The organism is Prevotella sp. E13-17 (assembly GCF_022024035.1).
Taxonomy (GTDB): Bacteria; Bacteroidota; Bacteroidia; order Bacteroidales; family Bacteroidaceae; genus Prevotella.
The window spans coordinates 2,348,661-2,362,505 of record NZ_CP091787.1 but is presented as its reverse complement, the minus strand read 5'-3'; the positions used below and the strand labels follow the sequence as shown (position 1 = coordinate 2,362,505).

The window sequence follows — 13,845 nt, the reverse complement described above, 5'->3', positions numbered from 1 at the left end:
TTTATTTTGTATCTTTGCATGCCGTAATTATATAGAGAAAGAGAAAGTATGAGCGAAAATATAGAGAAGAGGGTGAATCCGTTTTTTGAGGACTATAAGACGCCTCACGATGCGGTGCCTTTCGATCGTATCCGTCTGGAGGATTATGAAGAGGCCTTTATGGAGGGAATACGACGTGACAACGAGCAGATAGACAAGACCATCAACAACCCTGCCAAGCCAACCTTTGACAATACGATTATCAATGCCGAAGAAGAGCGCGAAGGCTATTACGACCTGTTGGATAGGGTATCGACCGTGTTCTTCAACCTGCTGAGCGCTGAGACCAACGACGAGATGGATGCGCTGGCACAGAAGATGCAGCCCATATTGACACAGCATGCCAACGATGTGCGACTGAATGAGCGATTGTTTGAACGTATAAAATATGTGCATCGCCATCACCGAAAACTGACACCTGAGGAAAAAAGATTGCTGGACTCTACGTATGATGGCTTCGTGCGTAGTGGTGCACTGCTTGACAAGGCTGGTAAAGAACGTCTGCGTCAATTGACCGAGGAAGCCTCGCTGTTGTCGCTCCAGTTCTCACAGAACCTGTTGAAGGAAAACAAAGCCTTCAAACTTGTTATCACCGATCCCGCCCAGCTGGAAGGACTGCCACAGTCGGCCATCGATGCAGCTGCATTGGCGTGGAAAGAGGATAACCCTCAGGCAACGGGCGAGGGTTGGCTCTTTACGTTGGATGGACCTTCGTACCAGCCGTTTATGACCTATAGCACACAACGCGAGCTGCGTCAGCAGATGTATATGGCTTACAATACGAAGTGTATTCACGACAATGAGCAAAACAATCTGGATATCTGTAAACGACTGGTTAACTTGCGTCGTGAGATTGCACAGCTGTTGGGCTATAAGACGTATGCTGACTATGTGTTGAAGCATCGTATGGCAGGGAATGTAAAAAGTGTATATAAACTGTTGAACGATCTGGTGGATGCCTATAAGCCAACCGCCTTGGAGGAACGTGATGAGCTGAAAAAACTCTTCGAACGTCAGACAGCAAAGTTAAAAGGACAGAAGCTGACGATGGAACCCTGGGATGCAGCCTTCTATTCGCACAAGTTGAAGTTGAAGAAGTATAACCTCGATGCCGAGATGCTTCGTCCGTATTTCCAGTTAGACAAGGTGATAGATGGTGTCTTTGGCCTGGCCAACCGCCTCTATGGCATCACTTTCAAGGAAAATAAGGATATCCCTGTATATCACCCCGATGTGAAAGCCTATGAGGTGTTTGATAAAGATGGCTCTTATCTCGCCGTGTTCTATGCCGACTTCCATCCCCGCAAGGGTAAGCAGGGCGGCGCTTGGATGACAGAATATCAAGGACAGTATATCGACCGCAAGGGTGTCAACGTGCGTCCCCATGTGTCTGTTGTGATGAATCTCACCAAGCCTACAGCCGAGAAACCTGCACTGTTGACACTGGGTGAGGTGGAAACCTTCTTGCACGAGTTTGGACACTCGTTGCACGGCATGTTTGCCAACACCCGATTTGAGAGCCTCAGTGGTACTAATGTGTGGTGGGATTTTGTCGAGTTGCCTTCACAGTTTATGGAGAACTATGCGGTGGAAAAAGACTTCCTCAGCACCTTTGCCCGTCACTATCAGACAGGTGAACCTCTGCCCGATGAATTGATTCGCCGCATTGTGAAGAGTCGCAACTTTATGGCTGCTACGGCTTGTCTGCGACAGGTCAGCTTCGGACTGCTGGATATGGCTTATTACACGAAGAAGGATGCCTTCGACGAGGATATCATTCCCTTCGAGAAGAAAGCTTGGAAGAAAGCAATCATTGGTCGCCAGCGCACAGATACGTGCATGACGGTGCAGTTCTCACACATCATGGCTGGCGGCTATGCTGCTGGATACTACAGCTATAAATGGGCCGAAGTGCTGGATGCCGATGCCTTCGCCGTGTTCAAGCGCCATGGCATCTTTGATCAGAAAACGGCGCAGAGCTTCCGCGACAATGTGCTCTCGAAGGGGGGCACGGAAGACCCGATGACGCTATACAAGCGCTTTCGTGGAGGCGAACCAACCATTAACGCACTATTAAAGAGAAATGGAATCAAACGACAAACAAAGTAAACTGGACTCGCGCTATTTGCGCATGGCCCGCATCTGGGCAGAGAATAGCTATTGTACCCGCCGACAGGTGGGGGCACTGGTCGTGAAAAACAAGATGATCATCAGTGATGGCTATAACGGCACACCTACAGGATTTGAAAATGTGTGTGAGGATGAGAACAACGTTTCGAAGCCCTATGTGCTGCATGCCGAAGCCAATGCCATCACTAAGCTGGCTCGCTCGTCGAACAACAGCGATGGAGCCACCATCTACATCACCGCATCGCCCTGTATCGAGTGTGCCAAGCTCATCATCCAGGCTGGCATTAAACGTGTGGTTTATGGTGAGAAATACCGTCTGACCGACGGCATCGAACTGCTTGAACGTGCAGGTATCGAGGTAGTATATCTTGGCGAATAGAATAAACAAGACAATGAACAGCAAAAATCGTTTTTCGCCCTTATGGCTGGCGCTGAGTGCCGTGGTGGGTATTTTCATCGGCACATTCTATGCCAACCACTTTTCGGGCAACCGACTGAACATTATCAACTCGGGGAGCAATAAGCTGAGCAATCTGCTCTACATCATTGATGATCAGTATGTGGACACGGTCGATATGGCTGACCTTGTGGAGAAAGCCATGCCTATCATCCTTAGCGAACTAGATCCTCACTCGGTCTATATTTCGGCTAAAGATGTGATGACGGCCAACGATGATTTGCGTGGCTCGTTCTCGGGGGTTGGCATCGAGTTCACCATTCGCAACGATACACTTCGTGTCCAGAATGTTGTGAAGGATGGACCATCGGAGCAGGCTGGCGTGCTGGCAGGCGATAAGATCGTCATGGTCGATGATGAGGCTTTCACAGGCAGTATTCTGACCAACGAAGAAGCCATGCACCGCTTGAAAGGTCCTAAGGGCACGAAAGTGAAACTGGGCATTATGCGCTATGGTGAAAGTCGTCTGCGACAAATCACTGTGACCCGTGGTGAAATACCCATGAAGAGCGTTACGGCTGCTTATATGCTCAGCGATGAGACGGGCTACATTAAGATCAAGAACTTTGGTGAGAATACTTATCCCGAGATGCTCGTGGCACTGGCCGAACTGTCGCAGGAAGGTTTTCAACAGCTGGTGATCGACTTGCGCGGTAACACTGGTGGATACCTGCAGTCGGCTGTTCAGATAGCCAACGAGTTCCTGCCCAAGAACCGACTCATCGTCTATACACAGGGTCGCCGCTCGCCCCGTCAGGATTATCGTAGCGATGGCCGCGGCAGTTATCAGAGCATGCCGTTGGTCGTTCTCATCGACGAGGGGTCGGCTTCGGCTAGTGAGATTCTTGCAGGTGCTATCCAAGACAACGATCGTGGTACCATTATTGGTCGGCGCTCGTTTGGAAAAGGATTGGTGCAGCAACCAGTTGAGTTCAATGATGGTTCGATGATGCGACTCACCATAGCTCGCTACTACTCACCATCGGGACGATGCATACAGAAACCTTATACCAGTGGTATGGATAGGAACTACGAGGAAGATCTCATGATTCGCTATCAGCACGGCGAATTCTTCTCGCAAGACAGTATCAAGCACGATGGGCCTGAATATCATACTAAGAATGGACGTGTGGTCTATGGTGGCGGCGGTATTACACCCGATATCTTCGTGCCTGAGGACACAACCAACTATACCTCATATTATAAGGAGGCAACCATGTCGGGACTTATCCTGCAGTTTGGATATGACTATACCGATGAGAACCGCGCTAAGTTGAGCGAGTACGATGATGTGTTGTCGCTTGCCAAGTTCCTGCGCCGACAGAACATCGTAGATAAGTTTGCGACCTATGCTGACAAGCACGGACTGAAACGTCGCAATCTGATGATTCAGCGCTCGTTTAAACTGTTAGAACAGTTTGTGGAGAGCCGCATCATCTATAATATGCTTGATGAAGAATCGTGGTTGAAATATCTCAACCAGAACGATCCCGCCATCCGCGAGACACTTCGTGTGTTCAAGGAGGGTCGTGCCTTTCCAAAGGCAGAATAGGGAAATGAATAGGGAGTTAAGACGGACGTGATAGCCCATCTTAACTCCCTGTTTTTTAATTCTCTCTTAAATGGAAATACGTTTCACTAATTACAAGTAATAGTTTAAAAATGAAAAAAACATTCATGTTGTGCTTGCTTTTCAGCTTGGCACAATTCGTCCCGACCCATGCTCGAAAGACGTTGCGGATTGAGAACATTCAAATAACACCCCAGCGTGACTCGTCGTTCTGTGTGGGCAGCAATCCTGCCGTGTCCTTTAAATGGGACCATGCACGTTCGTTGCTGACCATTGAGAAGACAACTACAACTGTAGTTCCTGTTCGCTTTTCCATTCGTTGGAAAGGACTGCCAGCAGAGGCTTCTGTCTATTTCACAGGTGAGAGACAAACGCTAAGGTTGTATGACTATATGCCTGCGCGTGCTGAGTATTTCTCATGGATCAACAATACTAATGAAGGTGCCGATGAGCACCAGACGCTGGTCAACCTTGACTACTTCCAATGGTTGAAGGATACCTATGGCATGCAGTTGGATATCTATGCCTTCGATGCCGGTGCCGTAGATGGTAGTCGATGGTATGGAACAATGGACAGTGAGCGTTTTAAGACTCATTTTCCTCATAGCTTTGATGCAATCAATGAAAAAGCCAAGAACATGGGTACCCGTCTGGGACTCTGGGGCGGTCCTGACGGTTTCGGACAGACATCCGCTACAGCTGAAGCACGTAAGCAGATGTTAGCAGACTTGTGTCGTAAATACGGCTGGGCCCTGTTTAAGTTTGATGCTGTCTGTGGTCCTCTGCAGCCCTCACATGCAGGCGACTTTGCCGATATGCTGGGTCGTTGTCGCAGCTATTCCCCCGATCTTATACTGTTGAACCATCGACTCGGACTTGCAGAGGCCGATAGCTATGCCACCACACAGCTGTGGGAGGGACGCGAGAGCTATACCGATGTCAACTCTACCAACTGGCAGACGGCACCGCATCATCGTGCAGGAGCCATGAGCCGCACGTTGGTCCCGGAACTGCGACGCACGGTAGAGGATCACGGCGTCTGTCTGTCGTCGTGTCTTGATGGTTGGGATGACGAGTTGGTGCTCAGCGCTTTTGGCCGCAACCTTGTGTTGGCACCTCAGATATATGGAAACCCTTGGTTGCTACGCGATGAAGAACAGGCTCGCATGGCGCGTCTGTTCAATGTTCATCGCCACTATGCACCGTTGATGAATACAGGACTGGTTCTTCCTCCTTCTTATGGCGACTTTGCCGTGGCTCGCGGTAACGATCAGTTGCGCATCATTGTGTTGCGTAACCTGGAATGGACACCGCGTAGCATACAACTAAAACTTGATCACGAGGTGGGACTGACCAAACGTGGTAGAGTGACACTGATGGAATATCACCCCAGCGAGCATAAGCTTGGTTCTTATGCTTATGGCAGTACGGTCAATGTCACTGTTCAACCCTTCCGTGCTCTCTTATTAGTGGCTACCACCAAGGCTTCTGATTTGTTGCCTGTGAAGAAGAATTATCGCTCAGATGTTAACGCGGAGAGATGTGGTGAGATGAAGCCCGTAGAGGTGCCTGCCGACGCCGATCGTCTGTACGAGTCATTGATGTTTGCGTTGGATAATAATGCCCTGGAGATACGTTCTCTTCAACGTGCCGGACAGACGACTGTGCCACAAGTGCAGGCTGCCCGTGATGCCTTCTTCCATCAGCCAACATTCGTAGAGCGTGGCATTTGGGATGGCTATCTTTTCGACGGAAACCCATCGACAGGTTTCTTCCCCAGCAGTTGTCAGGGCGATCAACGCATCGCAGGCGGTTGCCTGCGTGTGGATTTAGGTGATGAGATCTATGTAGATAGCATCCGACTCTACACCCCCAGCTATTTCGGATTGCGACCCATGCAGCCCTTTGAAGGACAAATGGCTGTCGTGTCATCAGACCTGTGCCAATGGCAAGAGCAGATGTTTCTGGCCGACACGTTGACCATGCTGCCCGTACATGGTAAGATGCGCTATCTCAAGATCTTTAATGCACCTCAGCAGTTGAGTGAAGTGGAGGTCTATGCCGGTGGCAAGAAACTGACTGCTACCGGTTTTAAGGCCAACAACCTCTTTGCCCCGTCGTTTCATGCTGTGCGTGCTTGGACATTGCGTGTGAAGGTGCCCAAGGTAGAGGGCGAAACGAAACTTTGTGTTGCGCTCGAAGGCCAGCATGGGGTGGAGGGCGCTTATGCCGTGGCCCGCATCGGACAGCGCATCATAGCAGCAGGCGATCGCGCTCCCAGCTATCCTTCGAACACGTTTGAGAGCAACGTGGAGCGCAGAGACCGTAACTATACCTATTATATTATGTTGACTCCCGAGATGGAGAATCAAGAGATAGAAGTTGTCGTGTTGGGCAATGATTCATGCAGCGCCGACCTTAAACCAATCGTCTATCTGTGTCAGAGAAAATAGCAGGTTAACTTGCAATAAAATAGAAATCAACGAAACTGTATGTCGGCAATCACCTGGTTGCCGACATATTCGTTTAAACGGCGTACGTATTCTTGGCGGCGCATAGAGAGATCGGCACGGAGGGCAGGGATGCTCAGTCGCACGTGCAATGTCTGATTGTAGATACGCACATCGGTGGTATAGCGAGCTATGACCTCGCCAGCCACGATAGGCCATGCCTCTATCAGTCGCTTTTGTAGTAGAGGTGTTTCCAATCCTTGCTGTCGTATGTTGCGTAATACCAGTTTTTTAAGTTCTTGTACGTCGCGTTTAAACATAGTTGAAGAATGTTATTTTGTAGTGATACTACCGTTTTCAACCGTGAACAACTGATAGTCGAATTGCCCTTGTGCCAGGATTTGGTCTAAGTGGTCGCGGTTGGTATCGGTGATAAAAATCTGTCCAAACTGTTCTCCAGACACCAGCTTGATGATTTGTTCCACACGCTGCGCATCCAGTTTGTCGAAGATGTCGTCCAAGAGCAAGATTGGAGTGGTGTGGGCATTGGTCTGTTTCAGAAAGTTGAATTGTGCCAACTTCAGCGCAATGACAAACGTCTTGAGTTGCCCCTGTGAACCTTCACGACGCATGGGGTGTCCATCCAGCATGATCTCGAGGTCGTCGCGGTGAATGCCGTGAAGCGAATAGCCCACAGCTCTGTCTTTCATGCGGTCGCGCTGAATCACTTCGAGCAGTGGTCCTCGTTGACAGTGGGATGTATAGCTGAGCGACACCTGTTCGCGTCCATCAGAAATCATGGCGTAGAACTGCTGAAACATCGGAACCAACTGTTCTACAAATGTCCGTCGCTTTCGGTAGATGGTCTCTCCTTCGTGCGCCATCTGTTCTTCCCACAGTGAGAGTAGGGCAGGGTCGGGCTCGTGGTCTTCAATCTTCAGCATCGCATTGCGCTGCATGAGTGCCTTGTTATAGCGATTCAGTGATTCTATATATGTTCGATCTAATTGGGCTATCACCTGATCCATGAGTCGGCGTCGTTCTTCGCTGCCACCTTCAATCAGCAGCGCGTCGGCTGGCGATACTAATACAATAGGTATCAGGCCGATGTGCTCGGAGAGCCGTTGGTAGGTCTTTTTGTCTCGCTTGAACACCTTTTTGGTACCTCTTTTCATACCACAGGATATGCTGAAGTCTGAATAGCGTCCCTCTAACAGGAAAAAGTCCTTGTCATGCTGAATGGCCAGCGAGTCTTGAACCGTCTGTGCCGAGTGACAGAACGACAGAAAATAGATAGCATCGAGTACATTGGTTTTGCCTGCACCGTTGTGACCAATGAAACAATTGAATTTAGGCGAGAGCTTCAAGTCTGCTCCCTCTATGTTCTTATAATTAATAATGGATAAACGCTCCAGGATCATGCTTTTTCTGTCTTTTTCAGTGCAAAGTTACTGCTTTTCAGACTTAAAAAAGAAAAAAACAAGGAATAAATTTCACTATGTGCAATATTTTCATTATCTTTGCGCCCGCAAAAGTTGTGTGAACATAAAATAAAATAACAAATAAAATGGCAGAAAACAACAACAACGGTGCTCCCGAAATCAAGGAGGCACTGAATCAGAGTGAGGCTTTCATCCTCAAGTACAAGAAAGCAATTATTTGCGGTGTTAGTGTGGCTGTTGTAGCTGTATTGGCTTGCCTGTTCTGGAGTAACTACAGCAGCAAGCAGCAAGTGAAGGCCAGCACCGAAATGGCAAAGGCTCAGGAGTATTACGGAATGGCAGTTCAGGGCGATATGCCTGAGTTGTTCAAGATGGCTCTTGAGGGCGATAGCCTGGGTCATGCTGGTTTCAAGACTATTGCTGATGAGTACAGCTCAACGAAGGCTGGTAACCTGGCCAACCTCTATGCCGGTATCTGCTGCGCCCGTCTGGGTCAGTTGGATGAAGCTGCAGAGTATTTCGACGAGTTTGATACAGAAGACGATCAGATGATTTCACCTTCAGCAAAGGCTGCCGAGGGAAACATCGAGGCAAGTCAGAATAAACTTGATGATGCTGTGAAGACACTGGTGAAGGCTGCCGACATGGCTGATAACAGTACACTGTCTCCCGGATTCCTGATTCAGGCTGGTGAGATTTTGGAGAGCCAGGGTAAGAAGGCCGATGCCCTGAAGCTTTATCAGCGCATCAAGGACAACTACTATCAGTGGGTGAAGTATAACACTATCGATGCTTACATCGAGCGTGTAAAAGAGTAAGTTTACATTAATTGAATAATAACGATGGCTACAGCCCTGCATAATTTGAGCGACTACGACTTCAATGCCGTTCCCGATGCCTCAAATATGACTTTTGGCATTGTGGTGGCAGAGTGGAATCCCGAGATTACTGGGGCCCTTCTCGAAGGTTGTGTGAAAACACTGGAGAAGCATGGCGCGCTGACTGAAAATATCCACGTGAAGACTGTGCCCGGTTCTTTTGAGCTGATTTATGGTGCACACCAGATGACGCTCAATGATGGTTATGATGCCATCATCATCTTGGGTAGTGTGATTCGTGGTGAGACGCCCCACTTTGACTATATCTGTCAGGGGGTGACCGCTGGTATTGCTCGCTTGAATGCCACAAGCAATATACCGGTTGTCTATGGCCTGCTGACCACCAATGACCTGCAACAGGCGTTGGATCGTGCTGGCGGCAAACTTGGCAACAAGGGTGATGAGTGTGCTGTAGTTGCCATAAAGATGGCAAAGTTTTAATTCTTTAGTGGTTTCTATAATGGCAGTTTCATATCGATGGAACTGCCATTTTTTTGTTTCTTTCATTGTGGTTTTCATAAATAATGCTTACCTTTGCAAGCAATATGTAATAAACCAATCAAATAAACCAATCAAATAATGAAAGCTAAAACTATTCTTGCGGCTCTACTTATTGCTGCCTCATCGTGGTCAATGGCTGCCGAGACTGCTGATACTATCGTTGTGGACAATGTTGAGAAAGTAACTGTCGTGACTCGCGACAAAGCACCCAAAATCATTCTCAACGACAGTGTTGCGAAAGACAAAAAGTCGTGGTGCGGCATCCAGGTGAAGCGTTCGAAAAACAAAAGGTTGGATGCGGGCGATGTGAAAAGCGTCCCTTATATCCAGATAGGTCTTAACACGATGCTCGATGCCGATATGGGATCATTTAACCTGTGGCCCTCTTTTGATGTGGCTCTGGGTGTAAGAACCAATTGGTATCCCTATGGTGCTAAGAATGCCTGGAGTATCGGTGTGGGCATCGACTGGCGCAACTATCGCATGTCGGCCAACGACGGTTTCTGGATGAAAGATGCAGACGGCATTATGGGGCTGTCAGCCTTCCCTATCAATGCAGCCGACAAGAAAGTGGCATTGCATGTCACCAGTGTTCAGGTACCGTTGCTTTATACCCACTATTTTGATAGTGAACAAAAGTGCTATGTCACCTTGGGCGGCCTTGTGAACTTCAATTTCTGGGCGCACGCCAATCGGCAATTTGAACTTGGCGAGGAAACGTATGATATCAATACAAAATCCATTGGTCAGCGTCCTGTCACCATCGATGCATTCATGCAGGTTCACGCCCCTTATCTGCCGGCCATCTATTGTAAGTATTCACCCATGGATTTCTTCAAGAAGAGTGGTGCTCCCAAGATGCATCAGTTTACGATAGGTATTGCTTTCTAATAATAATATTAGGTATTGCTTTCTTTAAACATGAAATTTGTAAGTTGGAACGTTAACGGATTGAGGGCTTGCGCAGGCAAGGGGTTCAGTGATGTCTTTCGTGAGTTGGATGCCGACTTTTTCTGCCTGCAGGAGACAAAGATGCAGGCAGGACAGTTGGACCTGCAGTTCGATGGTTATCAGTCCTTTTGGAACTATGCCGATAAGAAGGGCTATTCTGGTACAGCTATTTACACTAAGCATCAGCCGCAGAGTGTGACAATGGGTATTGGTGTTGATGAGCATGATCACGAGGGACGCGTTATCACATTGGAGATGCCAGAGTTTTATCTGGTGTGCTGCTACACGCCAAACTCACAAGATGGATTGAAACGTTTAGACTATCGCATGTCGTGGGAAGACCAGTTCCGTTGCTATCTGAAGCACTTAGACGAACAGAAACCTGTCATTCTCTGTGGTGATCTAAATGTAGCTCATCAGGAAATAGACCTGAAGAATCCCAAGACCAATCACATGAATCCTGGGTTTACCGACGAAGAACGGGGCAAGTTCAGCGAATTGTTGGGTTCAGGCTTCATAGATACCTTCCGCTGGAAGTATCCCGACGAGGTTGTGTACTCATGGTGGTCTTATCGCTTCCAAGCCCGTCAAAAGAATGTTGGCTGGCGTATTGACTATTTCGTAGCTTCAGAACGCTTGATGTCAAGGATTGAGGATGCAAAGATACATGTTGATATCATGGGCAGCGACCATTGTCCGGTAGAACTGATACTAAAATAATCATCATCATGAACAAACTACTTCTATCTGCTTGCTTGTGGCTGATGGCTGCAGGCTGTTATGCTTCTGATTTCGGGAAACCAGTGACCTGGGATCGTCATAGTCTCATTATCGATGGGCATCGCATCTGTCCGGTGATGGGCGAGATACACTATTCACGTGTGCCAGCCGAAGAGTGGACACGAGAGGTGCGGTTGATGAAAGAGGGTGGGGTTACTATGATAGCCACCTATGTGTTTTGGAACCATGTAGAAGAGCAGGAGGGTATTTTCCGTTGGGACGGTCAACGCAACCTGCGTCGTTTTCTCGAGGTATGCAAAAAGGAAGAGATACCAGTGGTACTTCGCCTCGGCCCGTTCTGTCATGGCGAGGTTCGCAATGGTGGCATTCCCGACTGGATCTTCACAAAGGGCTGCAAAGTGCGCCAACAGGATCCTGTCTTTTTAAATTATGTGGAGCGTCTCTATCGTCAGATTTTTACTCAGGTACAAGGATTGCAATGGAAAGATGGTGGCCCCGTTGTTGCCGCACAATTTGATAATGAGTATCGCGGACGTGGTGAGTATTTGATGGCACTGAAAAAGATAGCCCTTCAGATTGGCTACGACCTGCCATTCTATACGCGTACCGGTTGGCCAGAACTGGCTACTCCTGTGCCCTTTGGCGAGATGATACCCCTCTATGGCGACTATGCCGACGGCTTCTGGGAGCGTTCACTTCAGGAGACTGTTGGCAACTATTATAAGGCATTCAACTTTAAGGAGGGTGTCAAGCCCGCTACTGCGATGGGCGAGTCACCATCGGCAGCATCCGATGGTGCTGAGGTTTCATCTTCTGCAGCCGACAGTGGTGTCTATCCTTATTTCACCTGTGAGCTGGGTGGTGGTATGGCTACGGCCTATCATCGTCGTCCTTATGTCTATTCCGAGGATGCCTATTCCATGGCATTGGTGAAGTTGGGTTCTGGGTCCAACCTGTTGGGCTACTATATGTATCATGGAGGAACCAACCCAGAAGGTATTATGACGTTGAATGAGAACCAGCGAACGCCGGCTACCAACTATAATGATATGCCAGTGAAGAACTATGACTTCCAAGCGCCTATAGGAGAGTTTGGACAGACCAACCCTCACTTCTACGCATTGCGTCCACTGCATTTGTTTATGCACGACTATGGTCAGCAGCTAGCAACGATGGAACCCTCGTTTCCCGTGAGTCAAGACCTGAAGAAAGGCGACGACAGACAGTTGCGCTGGTCGGTGAGAAGTCAGAATGGCAGTGGTTTCATCTTTGTGAACAATTATGAACGTCTGCAGCACCTCTCTGCAAAACGTCGCGTAAGCCTGAAAGCATGTGGCGTTTGCTTGCCAAAGCTTACCATTCCTGCTGGTGCAATGGCTATCTTCCCCATCAACATCGACGGCATACGGTATGCTACGGCGCAACTGGTGGCTAAGCGCAATGGCAAGATCTACTTCATGCAGATACCTGGCATTCCCACAACAATCTGCCTGCAGAGTGGTAAGCTGCTGAAGAACGTGAAGCCCCAGGGGAAGGACACACCTATTTATAATAATATGTATCTGTTGAGTAAGAAAGAGGCCGAACGTTTGTTCCTCGAAGTGCGCCCTCATACCGATATGCTCTATCTAGCCACTTGTGAGAAAATACATGAGGCAGGCCCCTTGCGAACAATCACTATTGGTGCACAAAAGGTTGCAGAGGCTCCCACAGAAGCCGACTGGCAGCAGGCAGCCGTCTATCGGATCAATCTGCCTTTCATGCAAGGTGAGCGCCCGACAGGAGAACTGTTGTTGGCAGTTGACTATCAAGGCGATTGTGCCCGTCTTTATGCCGATGGCAAGTTGATTGCAGACCATTTCCAATATGGTCGTCCGTTCCTGTATGGCTTATGGCGTTTGCCTAAAGGTTGCACCACGTTGGAACTTCGCATACAGCCTCTTCAGAGTGGAGCCCCAATCTATCTTCCACGTGAAGCAGATCAAACTCCAGGCGAAAGTGTGAAGTCTGTTAAAGTCAGTCCTCTGTAGGGCTGACTTTTTCTGTTTCCCATTTGACTAATTGAAATAATTTTGCAAATCATGGGCTTATCTTGCAAATTATTTGTAATTTTGCACATTGAAAATAGTAACTTTAGAAAATTCAGGAATGACACAAGAAGTAAACAAAGACTATCGGCATGTGTTGCCCATCCAGATCCGATTCAATGATGTAGATAAGTTCGGTCATGTCAATAACACCATTTACTTTCAGTTCTACGATACGGCAAAGACAGAGTATTTCGCCAATGTATGTCAGAATGTAGATTGGGAACGTGTAGCTATTGTCGTGGTGAAGATAGAGTCGGAGTTCTTCTCGCAGATAAAAGGTGACGATCACATTGCCGCACGTACACGAGCAGTGAAGGTGGGCAATAAGAGTCTGCATCTTGAACAGGACATTATCGATGTTGATACGCACGAGGTGAAATGCCGCTGTTTCTCCATTATGGTACTCTATGATCTGGTGAATCATCAGTCCATGGCTTTCCCCGACAACTGGCGGCATGACATCTATCAATATGAAGGTCTCGAATAGAAACCTCTAAGATATCTTTGGCCCAAAAGGATTTAAAGTCTTTTCGGGCCATTTTTTTTGTTTTTTGTTTATTTCTTTGTAACTTTGGCGCGTCAAACTAAAACTAATC

General features: G+C 48.2%; 12 protein-coding genes. 10 read left to right on the top strand and 2 right to left on the bottom strand.

All coding sequences use genetic code 11. The features are described from left to right. Positions 1 to 48: 48 nt before the first annotated feature. From L6472_RS09605 to L6472_RS09590, 4 genes are all read left to right on the top strand, one after another. Positions 49 to 2,148 (top strand): M3 family metallopeptidase, encoded by a 2,100-nt coding sequence (locus tag L6472_RS09605; RefSeq protein ID WP_237804543.1) that lies wholly within the window; start codon positions 49 to 51, stop codon positions 2,146 to 2,148. Further along, positions 2,123 to 2,548 carry a dCMP deaminase family protein gene (locus tag L6472_RS09600; protein WP_237804541.1) on the top strand — a complete coding sequence of 142 codons (426 nt, stop codon included), beginning with the start codon at positions 2,123 to 2,125 and terminating at the stop codon, positions 2,546 to 2,548. Before L6472_RS09605 ends, L6472_RS09600 begins: the two co-directional genes overlap by 26 nt. Before the next feature lie 13 nt (positions 2,549 to 2,561). Further along, the gene (locus L6472_RS09595) at positions 2,562 to 4,178 is read left to right on the top strand and encodes a S41 family peptidase (RefSeq protein ID WP_237804539.1); all 1,617 of its coding nucleotides are present in this window, start codon (positions 2,562 to 2,564) and stop codon (positions 4,176 to 4,178) included. A gap of 110 nt (positions 4,179 to 4,288) precedes the next feature. Beyond that, positions 4,289 to 6,649 (top strand): hypothetical protein, encoded by a 2,361-nt coding sequence (locus L6472_RS09590; protein ID WP_237804537.1) that lies wholly within the window; start codon positions 4,289 to 4,291, stop codon positions 6,647 to 6,649. A gap of 26 nt (positions 6,650 to 6,675) precedes the next feature. Here L6472_RS09590 and L6472_RS09585 read toward each other — a convergent pair whose 3' ends face one another. Both L6472_RS09585 and L6472_RS09580 read right to left on the bottom strand, forming a co-directional pair. Continuing rightward, on the bottom strand, positions 6,676 to 6,966 hold the full coding sequence (locus L6472_RS09585) for a DciA family protein (RefSeq protein ID WP_237804535.1): 291 nt from the start codon (positions 6,964 to 6,966) through the stop codon (positions 6,676 to 6,678). Between the two features lie 12 nt (positions 6,967 to 6,978). After that, positions 6,979 to 8,067, bottom strand: coding sequence for a DNA replication/repair protein RecF (locus L6472_RS09580; RefSeq protein ID WP_237804533.1), 1,089 nt, complete (start codon positions 8,065 to 8,067; stop codon positions 6,979 to 6,981). Positions 8,068 to 8,213: 146 nt separating this feature from the next. On the opposite strand from L6472_RS09580, the gene L6472_RS09575 reads away from it, so the two are divergent. The 6 genes from L6472_RS09575 to L6472_RS09550 all read left to right on the top strand — a co-directional run bounded on the left by L6472_RS09575 (position 8,214) and on the right by L6472_RS09550 (position 13,736). Further along, positions 8,214 to 8,906, top strand: a complete 693-nt coding sequence (locus tag L6472_RS09575; protein ID WP_237804531.1) for a tetratricopeptide repeat protein — start codon at positions 8,214 to 8,216, stop codon at positions 8,904 to 8,906. 24 nt (positions 8,907 to 8,930) lie between these two features. Next, positions 8,931 to 9,407 carry a 6,7-dimethyl-8-ribityllumazine synthase gene (ribH, locus tag L6472_RS09570; protein ID WP_237804529.1) on the top strand — a complete coding sequence of 159 codons (477 nt, stop codon included), beginning with the start codon at positions 8,931 to 8,933 and terminating at the stop codon, positions 9,405 to 9,407. Positions 9,408 to 9,545: 138 nt separating this feature from the next. Next, entirely contained in the window at positions 9,546 to 10,358 is an 813-nt protein-coding gene (locus L6472_RS09565; RefSeq protein ID WP_237804527.1) for an outer membrane beta-barrel protein, read from the top strand. A 30-nt stretch (positions 10,359 to 10,388) separates the two neighbouring features. After that, positions 10,389 to 11,138, top strand: a complete 750-nt coding sequence (locus L6472_RS09560) for an exodeoxyribonuclease III (protein WP_237804525.1) — start codon at positions 10,389 to 10,391, stop codon at positions 11,136 to 11,138. 8 nt (positions 11,139 to 11,146) lie between these two features. Next, the gene (locus L6472_RS09555) at positions 11,147 to 13,189 is read left to right on the top strand and encodes a beta-galactosidase (RefSeq protein ID WP_237804522.1); all 2,043 of its coding nucleotides are present in this window, start codon (positions 11,147 to 11,149) and stop codon (positions 13,187 to 13,189) included. A gap of 118 nt (positions 13,190 to 13,307) precedes the next feature. Then, on the top strand, positions 13,308 to 13,736 hold the full coding sequence (locus tag L6472_RS09550) for a thioesterase family protein (protein WP_237804520.1): 429 nt from the start codon (positions 13,308 to 13,310) through the stop codon (positions 13,734 to 13,736). Positions 13,737 to 13,845: the final 109 nt, after the last annotated feature.

Excerpts from the sequence above, each read along its gene's own strand:
- L6472_RS09580 (WP_237804533.1), bottom strand. The coding sequence starts at position 8,067 with ATGATCCTGGAGCGTTTATCCATTATTAATTATAAGAACATAGAGGGA.
- L6472_RS09600 (WP_237804541.1), top strand. The coding sequence starts at position 2,123 with ATGGAATCAAACGACAAACAAAGTAAACTGGACTCGCGCTATTTGCGC.
- L6472_RS09550 (WP_237804520.1), top strand. The coding sequence starts at position 13,308 with ATGACACAAGAAGTAAACAAAGACTATCGGCATGTGTTGCCCATCCAG.
- ribH (WP_237804529.1), top strand. The coding sequence starts at position 8,931 with ATGGCTACAGCCCTGCATAATTTGAGCGACTACGACTTCAATGCCGTT.
- L6472_RS09595 (WP_237804539.1), top strand. The coding sequence starts at position 2,562 with ATGAACAGCAAAAATCGTTTTTCGCCCTTATGGCTGGCGCTGAGTGCC.
- L6472_RS09575 (WP_237804531.1), top strand. The coding sequence starts at position 8,214 with ATGGCAGAAAACAACAACAACGGTGCTCCCGAAATCAAGGAGGCACTG.
- L6472_RS09560 (WP_237804525.1), top strand. The coding sequence starts at position 10,389 with ATGAAATTTGTAAGTTGGAACGTTAACGGATTGAGGGCTTGCGCAGGC.
- L6472_RS09565 (WP_237804527.1), top strand. The coding sequence starts at position 9,546 with ATGAAAGCTAAAACTATTCTTGCGGCTCTACTTATTGCTGCCTCATCG.
- L6472_RS09605 (WP_237804543.1), top strand. The coding sequence starts at position 49 with ATGAGCGAAAATATAGAGAAGAGGGTGAATCCGTTTTTTGAGGACTAT.
- L6472_RS09555 (WP_237804522.1), top strand. The coding sequence starts at position 11,147 with ATGAACAAACTACTTCTATCTGCTTGCTTGTGGCTGATGGCTGCAGGC.
- L6472_RS09585 (WP_237804535.1), bottom strand. The coding sequence starts at position 6,966 with ATGTTTAAACGCGACGTACAAGAACTTAAAAAACTGGTATTACGCAAC.
- L6472_RS09590 (WP_237804537.1), top strand. The coding sequence starts at position 4,289 with ATGAAAAAAACATTCATGTTGTGCTTGCTTTTCAGCTTGGCACAATTC.